This window comes from Streptomyces sp. ATCC 21386, assembly GCF_018728545.1.
Classification (GTDB): Bacteria; Actinomycetota; Actinomycetes; order Streptomycetales; family Streptomycetaceae; genus Streptomyces.
The window spans coordinates 2,198,566-2,212,411 of record NZ_JAAVVL010000001.1; the positions used below are offsets into that span (position 1 = coordinate 2,198,566).

The 13,846-nt window shown below is 70.1% G+C and carries 11 protein-coding genes; 4 read left to right on the forward strand and 7 right to left on the reverse strand.

The genetic code is table 11. The features are described 5' to 3' along the window. Nucleotides 1–22 precede the first annotated feature (22 nt). Nucleotides 23–253: a hypothetical protein gene (locus GWK25_RS09545; protein WP_184900160.1), complete on the reverse strand. Its 231-nt coding sequence runs from the start codon at nt 251–253 to the stop codon at nt 23–25. Nucleotides 254–731: 478 nt separating this feature from the next. On the opposite strand from GWK25_RS09545, the gene GWK25_RS09550 reads away from it, so the two are divergent. The 3 genes from GWK25_RS09550 (at nt 732) to GWK25_RS09560 (ending at nt 5,181) form a co-directional block, all read left to right on the forward strand. Continuing rightward, nucleotides 732–2,855, forward strand: coding sequence for a type IIA DNA topoisomerase subunit B (locus GWK25_RS09550; protein ID WP_215449351.1), 2,124 nt, complete (start codon nt 732–734; stop codon nt 2,853–2,855). Nucleotides 2,856–3,052: 197 nt separating this feature from the next. Beyond that, entirely contained in the window at nt 3,053–3,592 is a 540-nt protein-coding gene (locus GWK25_RS09555) for a DUF485 domain-containing protein (RefSeq protein ID WP_215449352.1), read from the forward strand. Further along, nucleotides 3,589–5,181, forward strand: coding sequence for a cation acetate symporter (locus GWK25_RS09560; protein WP_215449353.1), 1,593 nt, complete (start codon nt 3,589–3,591; stop codon nt 5,179–5,181). Before GWK25_RS09555 ends, GWK25_RS09560 begins: the two co-directional genes overlap by 4 nt. Before the next feature lie 25 nt (nt 5,182–5,206). On the opposite strand, the gene GWK25_RS09565 is transcribed toward GWK25_RS09560, so the two are convergent. From GWK25_RS09565 to GWK25_RS09585, 5 genes are all read right to left on the reverse strand, one after another. After that, the gene (locus GWK25_RS09565) at nt 5,207–5,887 is read right to left on the reverse strand and encodes a response regulator (protein ID WP_215449354.1); all 681 of its coding nucleotides are present in this window, start codon (nt 5,885–5,887) and stop codon (nt 5,207–5,209) included. Then, entirely contained in the window at nt 5,884–7,551 is a 1,668-nt protein-coding gene (locus GWK25_RS09570) for a sensor histidine kinase (protein ID WP_215449355.1), read from the reverse strand. The genes GWK25_RS09565 and GWK25_RS09570 overlap by 4 nt, the downstream gene beginning before the upstream one ends. A gap of 173 nt (nt 7,552–7,724) precedes the next feature. After that, nucleotides 7,725–8,663 (reverse strand): sucrase ferredoxin, encoded by a 939-nt coding sequence (locus GWK25_RS09575; protein WP_215449356.1) that lies wholly within the window; start codon nt 8,661–8,663, stop codon nt 7,725–7,727. Between the two features lie 136 nt (nt 8,664–8,799). After that, nucleotides 8,800–9,036, reverse strand: coding sequence for a hypothetical protein (locus tag GWK25_RS09580; protein WP_215449357.1), 237 nt, complete (start codon nt 9,034–9,036; stop codon nt 8,800–8,802). A gap of 153 nt (nt 9,037–9,189) precedes the next feature. Continuing rightward, complete coding sequence (locus tag GWK25_RS09585) at nt 9,190–9,738, reverse strand: DUF6082 family protein (protein ID WP_215449358.1); 549 nt, start codon at nt 9,736–9,738, stop codon at nt 9,190–9,192. A 298-nt stretch (nt 9,739–10,036) separates the two neighbouring features. Between GWK25_RS09585 and GWK25_RS09590 the strand changes: the two genes are divergently transcribed. Continuing rightward, nucleotides 10,037–11,227 carry a GTP-binding protein gene (locus GWK25_RS09590; RefSeq protein ID WP_308404198.1) on the forward strand — a complete coding sequence of 397 codons (1,191 nt, stop codon included), beginning with the start codon at nt 10,037–10,039 and terminating at the stop codon, nt 11,225–11,227. A gap of 10 nt (nt 11,228–11,237) precedes the next feature. Here GWK25_RS09590 and GWK25_RS09595 read toward each other — a convergent pair whose 3' ends face one another. Continuing rightward, nucleotides 11,238–13,694, reverse strand: a complete 2,457-nt coding sequence (locus GWK25_RS09595; protein WP_215449359.1) for a DNA topoisomerase (ATP-hydrolyzing) subunit A — start codon at nt 13,692–13,694, stop codon at nt 11,238–11,240. Between the last annotated feature and the right edge of the window lie 152 nt (nt 13,695–13,846).

The following is a 13,846-nucleotide window of genomic DNA, read 5'->3' on the forward strand; positions in this document are numbered from 1 at the left end:
GCTCGTCGTCAGGTGCGAAGCGTCAGCGCTCGTCCTCTTCTGCGGTCGCGGGAACGGCCGTGAGCCGCTCCGTCTCGTCCTGTATCTCCGCGGCGATCTTCTTGAGCTCCGGCTCGAACTTGCGGCCGTGGTGGGCGCAGAACAGCAGCTCTCCACCGCTCAGCAGGACGACGCGCAGATAGGCCTGGGCGCCGCAGCGGTCGCATCGGTCAGCGGCCGTCAGCGGGGTCGCGGGGGTCAGAACAGTAGTCACGTCGCCTCTTCTCTAGCTCGACGAGCTGTCGTACCAGGGTCAACATCCAACCAGGCCGAAAACGTTCCCGCTCGCGGCTTTAACTCGAAAAAATCTTTCCGGGCCGGCTGTCTGCTGCCGGTTGGCGGCGAATGGGCCGTAGTGCGTGTCTTCGTGTCGTACGGGTTCGCGCTGTCTGTCAGTGGTTCTTCGGTGGTTCTGGCGGTTGTTCTTTCGGTTGTACGGTCCTCCCGGCTGGGTTGCCGGTTGTTCATGAGGACGTGCCCGGAGCCTAAATGGTTCATGCCTGGAAGGGAACGTGATATGTACTTCACCCCATCGAGGGATCGAACGTGTATGCGACTCTGGACTACTCTGAGTTTCGGACGAGGGTTGCGTTACAACGGCTCTACCAGGCCTCGGTACCCTCGGAGCGGCAACAGAGCCCGGCCCCTTACCCAAAAGGGCCTCACCTGAAATTCAGCGAGGAGCGAACCGCGTGACCGCCGATACGTCCGTGCCGTCCACAGCGCTGCTGACCGGAGCAGACCGGGACGGTTCCAACTACACCGCGCGGCACCTGCTCGTCCTCGAGGGGCTCGAGGCCGTGCGGAAGCGCCCCGGCATGTACATCGGCTCGACCGACAGTCGAGGCCTGATGCACTGCCTGTGGGAGATCATCGACAACTCCGTGGACGAGGCCCTCGGGGGCTACTGCGACCACATCGAGGTGATCCTCCACGACGACGCCTCCGTGGAGGTGCGGGACAACGGCCGAGGCATCCCGGTCGACGTCGAGCCCAAGACCGGCCTGTCCGGTGTCGAGGTCGTCATGACCAAGCTGCACGCCGGCGGCAAGTTCGGCGGCGGCTCGTACGCGGCCTCCGGTGGTCTGCACGGCGTGGGGGCCTCCGTGGTGAACGCGCTCTCCGCCCGCCTGGACGTCGAGGTCGACCGCAACGGCGGCACCCACGCCATCAGTTTCCGGCGCGGCGTTCCCGGCGCCTTCGCGGGCAACGGACCGGACGCCAAGTTCGAGGCGACCGGAGGTCTGCGCAAGGGCAAGCGGATCCCGAAGACGCGCACCGGTACGCGCGTGCGCTACTGGGCCGACCGCCAGATCTTCCTCAAGGACGCCAAGCTCTCCCTGGAGAACCTGCACCAGCGCGCCCGCCAAACCGCCTTCCTCGTGCCCGGTCTGACGATCGTCGTCCGGGACGAGTTCGGCCTCGGCGAGGGCGGCAGCAAGGGTGAGGAGTCGTTCCGCTTCGACGGCGGCATCAGCGAGTTCTGCGAGTACCTGGCCTCCGACAAGCCAGTCTGCGACGTCCTCCGCTTCTCCGGGCAGGGCACCTTCAGGGAGACCGTGCCCGTCCTGGACGAGCACGGTCAGATGACGCCCACGCAGGTCACCCGCGAGCTCGGCGTCGATGTCGCCATGCGCTGGGGCACCGGCTACGACACGACCCTCAAGTCGTTCGTGAACATCATCGCCACCCCCAAGGGCGGCACCCACGTCGCGGGCTTCGAGCAGGCCGTGGCCGCCACGATGAACGAGGTGCTGCGCGCCAAGAAGATGCTGCGCGTGGCCGAGGACGACATCGTCAAGGACGACGCCCTCGAAGGCCTCACGGCCGTCGTCACCGTGCGGCTCGCCGAGCCGCAGTTCGAGGGCCAGACCAAGGAGGTCCTCGGTACCTCGGCGGCCCGGCGCATCGTGACACAGGTGGTCGCCAAGGAGCTCAAGGCGTTCCTGACCTCCGCCAAGCGGGACGCCGCCGCCCAGGCGCGGGTCGTCATGGAGAAGGCCGTCGCCGCCGCTCGGACGCGCATCGCCGCACGTCAGCACAAGGACGCGCAGCGCCGGAAGACCGCGCTGGAGTCGTCCTCGCTGCCGGCCAAGCTGGCCGACTGCCGCAGCGACGACGTGGAGCGCAGCGAGCTGTTCATCGTCGAGGGCGACTCGGCGCTCGGTACGGCCAAGCTCGCCCGGAACTCCGAGTTCCAGGCGCTGCTGCCGATCCGGGGCAAGATCCTCAACGTCCAGAAGTCGTCCGTGACCGACATGCTCAAGAACGCCGAGTGCGGAGCGATCATCCAGGTCATAGGGGCGGGCTCGGGGCGGACCTTCGACATCGACGCGGCCCGCTACGGCAAGATCATCATGATGACCGACGCCGACGTGGACGGGTCGCACATCCGGTGTCTGCTGCTGACGCTCTTCCAGCGGTACATGCGGCCGATGGTCGAGGCGGGACGCGTCTTCGCGGCGGTGCCCCCGCTGCACCGGATCGAGCTGGTCCAGCCCAAGAAGGGCCAGGACAAGTACGTCTACACGTACTCGGACCGCGAGCTGCGCGACAAGCTGCTGGAGTTCCAGAGCAAGGGCGTCCGGTACAAGGACTCCATCCAGCGCTACAAGGGTCTCGGCGAGATGGACGCGGACCAGCTGGCGGAGACCACGATGGACCCGCGGCACCGCACGCTGCGGCGGATCAACCTGTCGGACCTGGAGGGGGCGGAGCAGGTCTTCGACCTGCTGATGGGCAATGACGTCGCACCGCGCAAGGAGTTCATCTCCAGCTCCGCGGCGACGCTGGACCGGTCGCGCATCGACGCGTAGCCGCCGCGCCGCGCCGGACCCGGGGCACCTGTGGCGCCCCGGCAGGCGCGTCGGGGGGCGCGCTTCCTCGGCCCGTACGTGAACCCGGTGTGCCTCCTGCGTCGCAAGTGCGGGAGGCCCGCCGGGGTTTCACCTGATGGGGTGAACAATCGGGAAGAGGTACGTCAGGGGTCTTTCCGTTCTGTCCATGCTTGGGCATGCAGTCAAGCACCGGCCGTCCCCGTCGACGCGGGGGTGGTTCTGAGAGCCCGGTTGAGCAGCACGAGGAGCACGGCCTCGCCAGCGCGGACGTGCGGTTCGACGATCCCTGGTACGACGCGCTGGCCTCAGGCTGGGGGGAGTTGGACGGCACCGGCGGTCCGGCCCCGGTCACGGTCGACGCACGGGAGAGCCGCGGCGAGGGCGCGGCGGACGTCTATCTGGAGGTCCAGCGGAGCGCGGCCTTCCAGGAGGTCCGCAGCCGCTACCGCAGGTTCGTGATCCCGGGAGTCGCCGTCTTCTTCAGCTGGTACGTGGCCTACGTCGTGGCGGCGACCACAGCCCCGGAGCTGATGGCACGACCGGTGGCGGGCGCGGTGAACGTGGCGATGCTGGCGGGGCTCGGGCAGTTCCTCACGACGTTCCTGTTCACCTGGGCCTACGCACGCCACGCGAGGCTGCGCCGGGACCGGGCGGCGCTCGATCTGCGCTGGGACACCCAGGAGTTGACGCGTGGTATCCGAGGGGGTGCGCGGTGACCGCCGATCATCAGACGCTGGCGCTGGTGCTGTTCAGCGTGTTCGTGGCGGTCACGTTGGGCATCACCACGTGGGTGAGCCGCCATCGGCACGGCTCCGCCGAGGAGTTCTACGCCGGCGGGCGGCTCTTCTCGCCCATGGAGAATGGTTTTGCCATCGCGGGCGACTACATGTCCGCCGCCTCCTTCCTCGGCATCTCCGGACTCATCGCGCTCTTCGGGTACGACGGGCTGCTCTACTCCGTGGGCTTCCTGGTGGCCTGGCTCGTGGTGCTGTTCCTGGTGGCCGAACTGGTGCGCAACTGCGGGCGGTTCACCCTCGCCGACGTCGTCGCGGCGCGGATGGACGAGCGGCCGGTGCGGATCGCCGCGGGAACCTCCTCGGTGGCCGTGTCCGTTCTGTACCTGGTGGCGCAGATGGTGGGCGCGGGCACCCTGGTCGCGCTGCTGCTGGGAGGAGAGGGCGAGGCGGCGCAGACCTGGACGGTCATCGGGGTCGGCGCGCTCATGGTCGTCTATGTGTCGTTGGGCGGGATGCGGGCCACCACCTGGATCCAGATCGTGAAAGCGGTCCTGCTGATGGGCGGGGCGATCGCCTTGACCGTGCTGGTACTGGTGCGGTTCCACGGCGACTTCGACCAGTTGCTGCGGACGGCGGCCGAGCGCAGTGGACACGGAGACGCGTTCCTCGCGCCCGGGCTGCGGTACGGCGGGGACTGGACCGCGCGGTTCGACTTCATCAGTCTCGGGCTCGCCCTGGTACTGGGCACCGCCGGGCTGCCGCACATCCTGTCCCGCTTCTACACGGTGCCCACCGCGCGAGCCGCACGCCGCTCGGTCGTCTGGTCGATCGGTCTCATCGGCGGCTTCTACCTGATGACGATCGTGCTGGGCTTCGGCGCGGCCGCCATCGTCGGCCCGGAGGCCGTGCGGGGGTCCAACGCCGCCGGGAACACCGCGGTTCCGCTGCTGGCCCTGGACCTGGGCGGCGGTGCCGACTCCACCGGTGGAACGGTTCTGTTCGCGATCGTCGCGGCCATCGCCTTCGCCACGATCCTCGCGGTCGTCGCCGGGATCACGCTCGCGTCGTCGGCGTCCGTCGCCCATGACCTGTACGCGTCGCTGCGGCGCAGGCGTTCGAAGCCGCGCAGTGAGGTCGCGGTGGCACGCACGGCCGCCGTCGGTATCGGCGTGCTCGCGATCGGGCTGGGGCTGCTGGCCAAGGACCTCAACGTGGCCTTCCTCGTCGGCCTGGCCTTCGCGGTCGCCGCCTCCGCCAACCTGCCCGTCCTGCTGTACTCGCTGTTCTGGCGGGGGTTCACCACACGGGGGGCGGTGTGGTCCGTCTACGGCGGACTGGTCCCCTCCGTGGTCCTCGTGCTGCTGTCGCCGGTGGTCTCCGGGAGCGCCGACTCGCTGTTCCCCGGTCTCGACTTCCAGTACTTCCCCCTGCAGAACCCCGGGATCGTCTCCATCCCGCTGGGCTTCCTCGCCGGCTGGCTCGGCACGGTCGCCTCCGCCGAGCCGCCCGACGAGGCGAAGCACGCGGAGACGGAGGTGCGGTCGCTCACGGGCGCGGGGGCGGTGTGAGCGCTCCGGAGACCATGCACGTTCCTCAGGCGCGCGTCGCCCACTCGTAGCGGTGTTCCGGGCGGCCGGCGTCGCCGTATTTGAGGGTCAGCCGGGCCCGGCCCGTGCGTTCCAGGAGCTTCAGGTAGCGCTGGGCGGTCTGGCGGCTCAGGCCCGTCCGCTCGGCGATCTCCTGGGCGGACAGCGCGCCCTCGGCGGTCATCAGGGCACGGCGCACGAGCTCGGTGGTGGTGGGGGAGTGCCCCTTGGGCAGCTCCGGTTCGCCGCCTGCGGAGAGCGCGCCGAAGATCCGGTCGACCTCGGCCTGTTCGGCCTCTCCGCCGCCGTCCAGGGTGCGCCGCAGCTCCGCGTACGCGTCCAGCTTCGCCCGCAGCCCGGCGAACGCGAACGGTTTCACCAGGTACTGCAGCGCGCCCTGACGCATCGCGGCCTGGACGGTCGACACGTCACGGGCCGCCGTCACCATGATCACGTCGGTCTCGTGGCCCCGGCGGCGCATCTCCTGCACGACCACGAGGCCCGTGCCGTCCGGCAGATAGTGGTCCAGGAGGACCAGGTCCACGTGCGGCGACGTCTCCAGCAGGTGCAACGCCTCAGCCGCGTTGTGGGCCACACCGGCGACGTGGAACCCGGCGACCTTCTCCACGTAGGCGGCGTTGACGCGGGCGACCCTGACGTCGTCGTCCACGATCAGGACCTCGATCATCGCGACTCCTTGTCGGCGACAGTGACGGCGGCTTCGGTTTCCTGCTGCGGGCCCGGCTCGGCGAGTGCGTCCGGCAGGACGACGGTGAACTCCGCGCCCCCGCCCTCCGCCTCGCCGACCCGGGCACTGCCCCCCTGCCGTTCGGCGAGCCGGCGGACCAGGGAGAGCCCGATGCCGCGTTCGCGATGGGCCGGGCGCGTCTTGGTGGACCAGCCGTCCGCGAAGATCAACTCCCGTCTGTCGGGCGGGACCCCTGGGCCCGTGTCCCGTACCCGGAGGATCGCCGTGCGGCCCTCGGCGCGCAGATCGACCTCCACACGCGCGTGCGGTGTGCCCGCGACGGCGTCCAGGGCGTTGTCGACGAGGTTGCCGACGACGGTGACCAGCCCTCGGGGGTCGATCAGCCGATCCGGAAGCATCGTGCCCTCCGCCACCGACAGGGCCACGCCGCGTTCGGCCGCGACGGTCGCCTTGCCGACCAGCACCGCGGCCAGCAGCGGATCGTGGATCTTCTCGGTGACCTGCTCGGCGGTCGCACGGTGGTCGCCGACCACCTCGCCGACGAACTCCACCGCCTCGTCGTACATCTCCAGTTCGAGCAGGCCGAGGAGCGTGTGCATCCGGTTGGCGTGTTCGTGGTCCTGGGCACGCAGGGCGTCCGTCAGGCCGCGCGTGGAGTCGAGTTCACGGCTCAGCTGCTCCAACTCGGTGCGGTCGCGCAGGGTGGCTACGGCGCCCCCGTCGTCCGTGGGCATGCGGTTGGCGACCAGCACGCGGTGGCCCCGCACGGTCAGCAGATCGGTGCCCGTGACCCGGCCCGCCAGTACGTCGGTCGTACGGCCCGGGCCGAGCGCGTCGTCGAGCGACCTGCCGACAGCCTCGTCACCGATCCCGAGCAGCCGCCGAGCCTCGTCGTTGAGGAGGCGCACGCGCCCGGCGCGGTCCAGCGCGACCACGCCCTCCCGGATGCCGTGCAGCATCGCCTCGCGCTCCGCCAACAGCCCCGCGATGTCGGAGAAGGCCAGGTCACGGGTCTGGCGGTGAACTCGCCGGGAGATCAGATACGCGGCCAGCGCTCCGACCGCCATGGCACCGCCGGCGTATGCCAGGAGCCCGGGGATCGCGTGGATCAGGCGGGCGCGCACACTGTCGTACTCGATCCCCACCGAGACGGCGCCGACGATCGCCCCGTCGGCGCCGCGCAGCGGCACCTTGCCCCGGGCCGAGCGACCGAGGGTCCCCGAGTCGATCTCCATGACCTCGTTCCCGGCCAGAGCCCGGCGCGGGTCGGTGGAGACGAGCCCGCCGATCTCCGCCGGGTCGGGGTGGGACCAGCGCACCCCGTCCCGGTCCATCACGACCACGTACTCGGCGCCGCTGGCCTTGCGGATCCGCTCGGCCTCGACCTGCACGGGACCGTTCAGGGACGGCTTCGTCGAGACCAGGTCCTCCGCGATCTGCGGCTGGGCCGCCGTGGTCTGAGCTATGGCGAGGGCCCGGCGCATCGCCTGGTCGTCCAGCTGTTCGCTGAGCGGTGCGAGGAACAGCCCGGTCGCGAGGACGGCGACACCGGCGGCGATCGCCACCTGCATCAGCAGGACCTGCGAGAACACCCGCCGCGGCATACCGAGACGCAGACGACGTGCGGGTGGAGTGGGGCTCATACCCAAGACGGTACGTGGCCGGGGTGTGCCGGACGTAGTGGGGTGTGACGCGGATCTCACTCGCCCGGTGTTTGCACGACGACGCGACCTGGCGGGGGTTCGCCGAGGGGGAGGGGCCAGGTGCTGCGGTGGACCGTGCCGCGTGGGCTGTGGCGGGACCGCGCGTCGGTCGGCTAGCGGAAGGCGCCCGCCGGTGTCAGCTCGCGTACGGTCAGCACGTCCATGCGCGCCGGGGAGCCCAGCGCGGAACCGCAGCTCTCCTGGCGGGGCGGCTCGGCGGTGCCCTGGGCGACGGTCACGGTCCAGCGGCGGCCGTCGATGTGGGCGACGACGACGTCCCAGCGGGGAGCCGCGCCGTCCGTGCGCACGACGGTCAGGGCGCCGGCCGTCCCCTCACCGATCTCCGTGCGTACCGCGAGCTCGGCGGCCTGCCCGGGGCGTTCCCAGGCGGAACTGCCGCGGCACCCCTCTGTGACGACGCGGCCTTCCCGCACGCCTTGGAGGACCTCCTTGACGTGATGGGCCTCGGCGCGGCCGTACACGTATCCGAAAGGCAGTACGAGCAGGGTCGGGGAGAAGCGGTGACCACCCAGATGAGTGACTTCCCAGGTGCCCTCGACCCCGGAGGCGGCCAGCTCGGCGGCGAGCGGTCGGCCGAGGAGCGCGCAGCAGCGGTCGCGCTTGCCATTGGTGCAGACGAGTGCGAGAGGGTCGCCCGTGTGGGGGCGGCCGCGCAGAACCGTTCCGACGGTGTGGTGGTCCCCCCGGCCGAGTGCGGCGAGATCGAGGTCGAGCAGCCGCTCGGGGGCGGACGTCGTGGCGCTGTGCAGCCAGACGTTTCCCGGCGCGGTGTGGGCCACGAACACCTGGCGTTCGCGCACCTCGCGGCAGTCCGCGTGGCGGCCGGGGCGCCGGATGAGCGCCACGCGTACGCCGGTGCCCTCCGCCGCGGCTTCGAGGGCGCGGCCGAGCGCGGGATCGAGATGGCTGGAGGTGAGAGCCTTGACGCCCCAGGGCCCCGGCTGTTCCAGCAGCAGCCATGTCCTCGCCGTGGCGGCGGTCCCGGCGAGAGGCTCGTCGAGATGTCGGGACGCGGATGTGCACGTACTCACAGAGGTGAGCCTAACCTGACTTGCTCGCGACCGAACTCCGACTGGGCCGACGGGGGTGGGTGGGGGTCCCAGGGCTTCGTGCGCTACGACGGCCCGAGGGGCCCGCGCTGTAGTGCAGGCGAGCCCCCGTTCAGGATCAGGCGTCGGGGATGTCCGACTTTGCCCGGATGAGAGTCTCGCGGCTGATGACCACGATCCTCTCGTAGGAGGCGCGCGAGGCGTCGGCAGGAAGCTCGGGGTCGAGTTTCTCTGTCCGATCTGTCCCGATTACTGCGAAATTACCGTCCTGCAGTTCGAAGATGTCTGGGCACGTCTGCCCCGCGGCACTGCCCCTCTCGCGGGGCGACGCACCGATGCGGCGCACGATTTTCAACGGGTCGGATCCTTGGGTCGTTGGTAGTGATACGAGCGGTGTTAACTCTGCCCCAAGAACACGGTTGATGCGCATGCATCGAAGGCGCGATGGAGTGAAGTCAGGGGTGGGGGTCGCGCTGTGTGACGCGAGCGCCGTGCGAGGTGAAGGGCTTCATTCGGCGGGAGGTTCGCCCACGACCCACCACTCGTCCGTGCTCGCTTCCTCCAGGTCGGTGATCAGCGTGTCGACCATCCTGCCGATCTCCGACTCCTCCGAGCCCTCTTTCAGGCTCGACCGGTGGTGGCGCGTGGCGGCCCAGTAGTCACGCATCAAGGTGCTCTGGAAGATGCCGCGGAGGTGCCCGTACAGCTCGGCCCGGCTGAAGACGCCCACCCGGTAGCCCTGGAGGACGTGGGTGTAGAGGAGGTTGGCGAAGAGGTACTGCCGTTGCCGGTCCGTGGACAGTTCCTCCTCGTAGGCGTTCAGGACCGGCAACAGGGTCGGGTCCGCGGCCGCCTTCATGACCAGGTCGAAGTTGTGCCGCTGGTAGGCGATCAGCGCCGCGCGCTGCTCCGTCTCGCGTTCCAGGCGTTCCAGGCGCCGAAGCAGGGTGCCGATACGCCGCTCCACGACGAACGCGCTCAGTGCTCCCGCCGCGAAGGCGAGACCCGCTGCCGCGGCGGGGCCGAGTCCCCGTGCCCCATGATTCTGTGTGGTCATGTCAATCCCCGATTCAGGCGGCCGTCCGCCGGTCGTCGGGTGTGGGTCGACAGGTTGGGGACCGGCGAGCGGTGGGCGGCGCTTGCCGTCTCCCAGTGTCGCCGAGAGGTGCTCGTCCACCGGGAGGCGGAGAGGAGGCGCACGGAAGGATGTGTGGGTCGCGCGACCCGGCGCCATGCCCATCGTGTGCCCCACGGGCGCCGCTGACAATCGCTCACTCGACGGGGTGCGCGGCCCCACTCGTATCCTGGTGCGGCATTCGATCGACCCCTGAGAGCAACGGTGTGGGAGTGGGCGCGTGTTGAGCCAGTCGTCGAGTTCGGACCCTGGTGCCGTCGTGCAGGGTTCGCCGCAGATCCCCGTGGTCGTCCTCGCCGGATTCCTCGGGTCCGGTAAGACCACCCTGCTGAACCACCTGCTTCACCGCAGCGGAGGCAGCCGCATCGGCGCCGTGGTCAACGACTTCGGCGCGATCGAGATCGACGCGATGGCCGTCGCCGGGGCGCTCGGGGACTCCACCGTGTCCCTGGGCAACGGGTGTCTGTGCTGTGCCGTCGACGTCAGTGAGCTGGACGCCTATCTGGAGCGGCTCGCCCGCCCCTCCGCCGGGATCGACGTCATCGTCATCGAGGCGAGCGGGCTCGCCGAGCCGCAGGAACTCGTGCGGATGGTGCTGGCCAGCGAGAACCCCCGAGTGGTGTACGGGGGGCTCGTCGAGGTCGTCGACGCGGCCGAGTTCACGCGGACGCGACAGCGGCATCCGGAGATCGACCGCCATCTCGCCATCGCCGACCTGGTGGTGGTCAACAAGCTCGACCGGGCCGAGGACGGGGCGGGGGTCCTGGCGCTCGTCCGCTCGCTCAGCGACCGTGCTGCGGTCGTGCCCGCCACCTACGGGCGGATCGACCCCGAGTTCCTGTTCGACTGCAGGCCCTCCGAGCAGCGCATCGGCCAGCTCTCCTTCGACGACCTGCACCGGCACGACCACGACAGGCACCACGACGGGCACCAGGACGGGGCCGACCACGCCGGGCACCTGCACACCGGCTACGACAGCGTTTCCTTCGTCTCCGGCGTGCCGCTCGACCCCAGGCGGCTCATGGAGTTCCTGGACGGGCGGACCGACGGGCTCTACCGCATCAAGGGGTACGTCGACTTCGGCCCGTACGACCCGCGCAACCGCTACGCCGTGCACGCCGTCGGGCGGTTTCTGCGGTTCTATCCCGAGCCGTGGGCGAGCGGCGAGCGGAGCCGTCTCAGCCAGCTCGTGCTCATCGGCGCCGGAATCGACACCTCCGCCCTGACCAAGGAGTTGGAGGCGTGCAGAGGCGAGAAGGACGCCCCGCACGCCGACGAGCACGGCATGTGGGGCGTCCTCCGCTACGTCCGGGAGGCAGAGGCCGACGAACCCGAGGCCTCATACGCTCCCGAAGCCCCCTACGCTCCCGAGGCCTCATACGAACCCGACGCGTCCTACGACGGCGTCTGAAGCCTCGGCCTCACACCGGCCCCGCCACCGAGGACACCGTCTTGCCCAGGGAGACACCCGAGCCGTCGCGGCGCGGGTCCATCTCCGGGAGGTCCGCCGGCGTGCCGTTCTTCTGCGCGGCGCGGGCCGGGGCCGGGCCCGCCCAGGCGACGGACAGGCAGTCCTCGCCCTTGAGGAACCGCTGGCAGCGGACACCGCCCGTGGCACGGCCCTTGCGGGGGTACTGGTCGAACGGGGTCAGCTTGGCCGTGGTCTGGACGGAGTCGTCCAGGGTGCCCCGGGAACCGGCGACGGTGAACACCACCGCGTCCACGGCCGGGTCGACGGCCGTGAAGGAGATGACCTTCGCGCCCTCGGTGAGCTTGATGCCCGCCATACCGCCGGCCGGGCGGCCCTGCGGGCGGACCTGGGCGGCCTGGTAGCGCAGCAACTGGGCGTCGTCCGTGATGAAGACCAGGTCCTCCTCGCCGGTCCGCAGTTCGACCGCGCCGACGATCCGGTCGCCCTCCTTGAGGGTGATGACCTCCAGCTCCTCCTTGTTGGACGGGTAGTCGGGGACGACGCGCTTGACGACACCCTGCTCGGTGCCGATGGCCAGCCCGGGCGAGGACTCGTCGAGCGTCATCAGACAGATGACCGTCTCGCCGTCCTGGAGGGAGAGGAACTCCGCGAGCGGTGCGCCGCCCGAGAGGTTGGGGGCCGCCGCCGTGTCCGGCAGCTGCGGCAGGTCCACCACGTTCAGGCGCAGCAGGCGGCCGGTGGAGGTCACCGCGCCCACCTCGCCCCGGGCCGTCGCGGGGACCGCGGAGACGATGACGTCGTGCTTGACGCGCTTGCCGTCCGCGTCCGGCGCGAAGGGCTCACCGTTCGCCGTACGGGCCAGCAGCCCTGTCGACGACAGCAGCACCCGGCACGGGTCGTCCGCGACCTGGAGCGGAACCGCGGCCACCGGGGCGCCCGAGGACTCCAGCAGGACCGTACGGCGCTCGGTGCCGAACTTCTTCGCCACCGCGGCCAGTTCGCCGGAGACCAGCTTGCGCAGCTCCGCGTCCGACTCCAGGATCCGGGTCAGCTCGGCGATCTCGGTGTTGAGCTTGTCCTTCTCGGACTCCAGCTCGATGCGGTCGAAGCGGGTGAGGCGGCGCAGCGGCGTGTCGAGGATGTACTGCGTCTGGATGTCCGACAGGGCGAAGCGCTCCATCAGGCGCTCCTTGGCCTGCGCGGAGTTGTCGCTGGAGCGGATCAGCCGGATGACCTCGTCGATGTCCAGCAGCGCGGTGAGCAGGCCCTCGACCAGGTGGAGCCGGTCGCGCTTCTTGCCGCGGCGGAACTCCGAGCGGCGCCGGACGACCTCGAAACGGTGGTCGAGGTAGACCTCCAGCAGCTCCTTGAGACCCAGGGTGAGGGGCTGGCCGTCGACCAGGGCCACGTTGTTGATGCCGAAGGACTCCTCCATCGGCGTGAGCTTGTACAGCTGCTCCAGGACGGCCTCCGGCACGAAGCCGTTCTTGATCTCGATGACGAGACGCAGGCCGTGCGCGCGGTCGGTGAGGTCCTTGACGTCGGCGATGCCCTGGAGCTTCTTCGCCCCGACCAGGTCCTTGATCTTGGCGATCACCTTCTCCGGGCCGACGGTGAAGGGCAGTTCGGTGACGACGAGGCCCTTGCGGCGGGCCGTGACGTTCTCCACGGCCACCGTGGCACGGATCTTGAAGGTGCCGCGGCCCGTCGCGTACGCGTCCTTGATGCCGGAGAGCCCGACGATCCGCCCGCCGGTCGGCAGGTCGGGGCCCGGGACGTGCTTCATCAGCGTGTCCAGGTCGGCGTTCGGGTACCGGATGAGGTGGCGGGCGGCGGCGATGACCTCGCCCAGGTTGTGCGGCGGCATGTTGGTCGCCATCCCGACGGCGATGCCGGACGCGCCGTTGACCAGCAGGTTCGGGAAGGCGGCGGGCAGCGCCACCGGCTCCTGCTCCTGGCCGTCGTAGTTGGGCGCGAAGTCGACCGTGTTCTCCTCGATCGACTCCGTCATCAGGCTCGTCGCGTCGGCCATCCGGCACTCGGTGTACCGCATGGCGGCCGGCGGGTCGTCGTTGCCCAGGGAGCCGAAGTTCCCGTGGCCGTCCACCAGGGGGAGCCGCATGGAGAAGGGCTGGGCGAGGCGCACCAGGGCGTCGTAGATCGAGGAGTCGCCGTGCGGGTGCAACTTACCCATGACCTCGCCGACGACGCGGGCGCACTTCACATAGCCGCGGTCGGGGCGCAGACCCATCTCGTTCATCTGGTAGACGATCCGGCGGTGCACCGGCTTCAGGCCGTCGCGGGCGTCGGGCAGGGCTCGGGAGTAGATGACCGAGTACGCGTACTCCAGGAAGGAGCCCTGCATCTCGTCGACGACGTCGATGTCGAGGATCTTCTCCTCGAACGCGTCGTCGGGCGGCGGGGTCTTCGTGCTGCGGCGGGCCATCGCTGCCGGCTCCTCTTTTTCTGGTCGCTCACCTACGGGGCGCTCACGTCTCCAGCTCACTCTCACCGGGAGGTGAACGGGATCTGACGCGCACCATTGTGGACTGCCGCACTGACAGGCCCGACACGACCCGGCGCCGACCGCCGGGCACG

What these genes read in the sequence shown, in the direction of transcription:
- GWK25_RS09555 (WP_215449352.1), top strand. Translation starts at nt 3,053, where the DNA reads ATGCAGTCAAGCACCGGCCGTCCCCGTCGACGCGGGGGTGGTTCTGAG.
- GWK25_RS09565 (WP_215449354.1), bottom strand. Translation starts at nt 5,887, where the DNA reads ATGATCGAGGTCCTGATCGTGGACGACGACGTCAGGGTCGCCCGCGTC.
- GWK25_RS09570 (WP_215449355.1), bottom strand. Translation starts at nt 7,551, where the DNA reads ATGAGCCCCACTCCACCCGCACGTCGTCTGCGTCTCGGTATGCCGCGG.
- GWK25_RS09585 (WP_215449358.1), bottom strand. Translation starts at nt 9,738, where the DNA reads ATGACCACACAGAATCATGGGGCACGGGGACTCGGCCCCGCCGCGGCA.
- GWK25_RS09595 (WP_215449359.1), bottom strand. Translation starts at nt 13,694, where the DNA reads ATGGCCCGCCGCAGCACGAAGACCCCGCCGCCCGACGACGCGTTCGAG.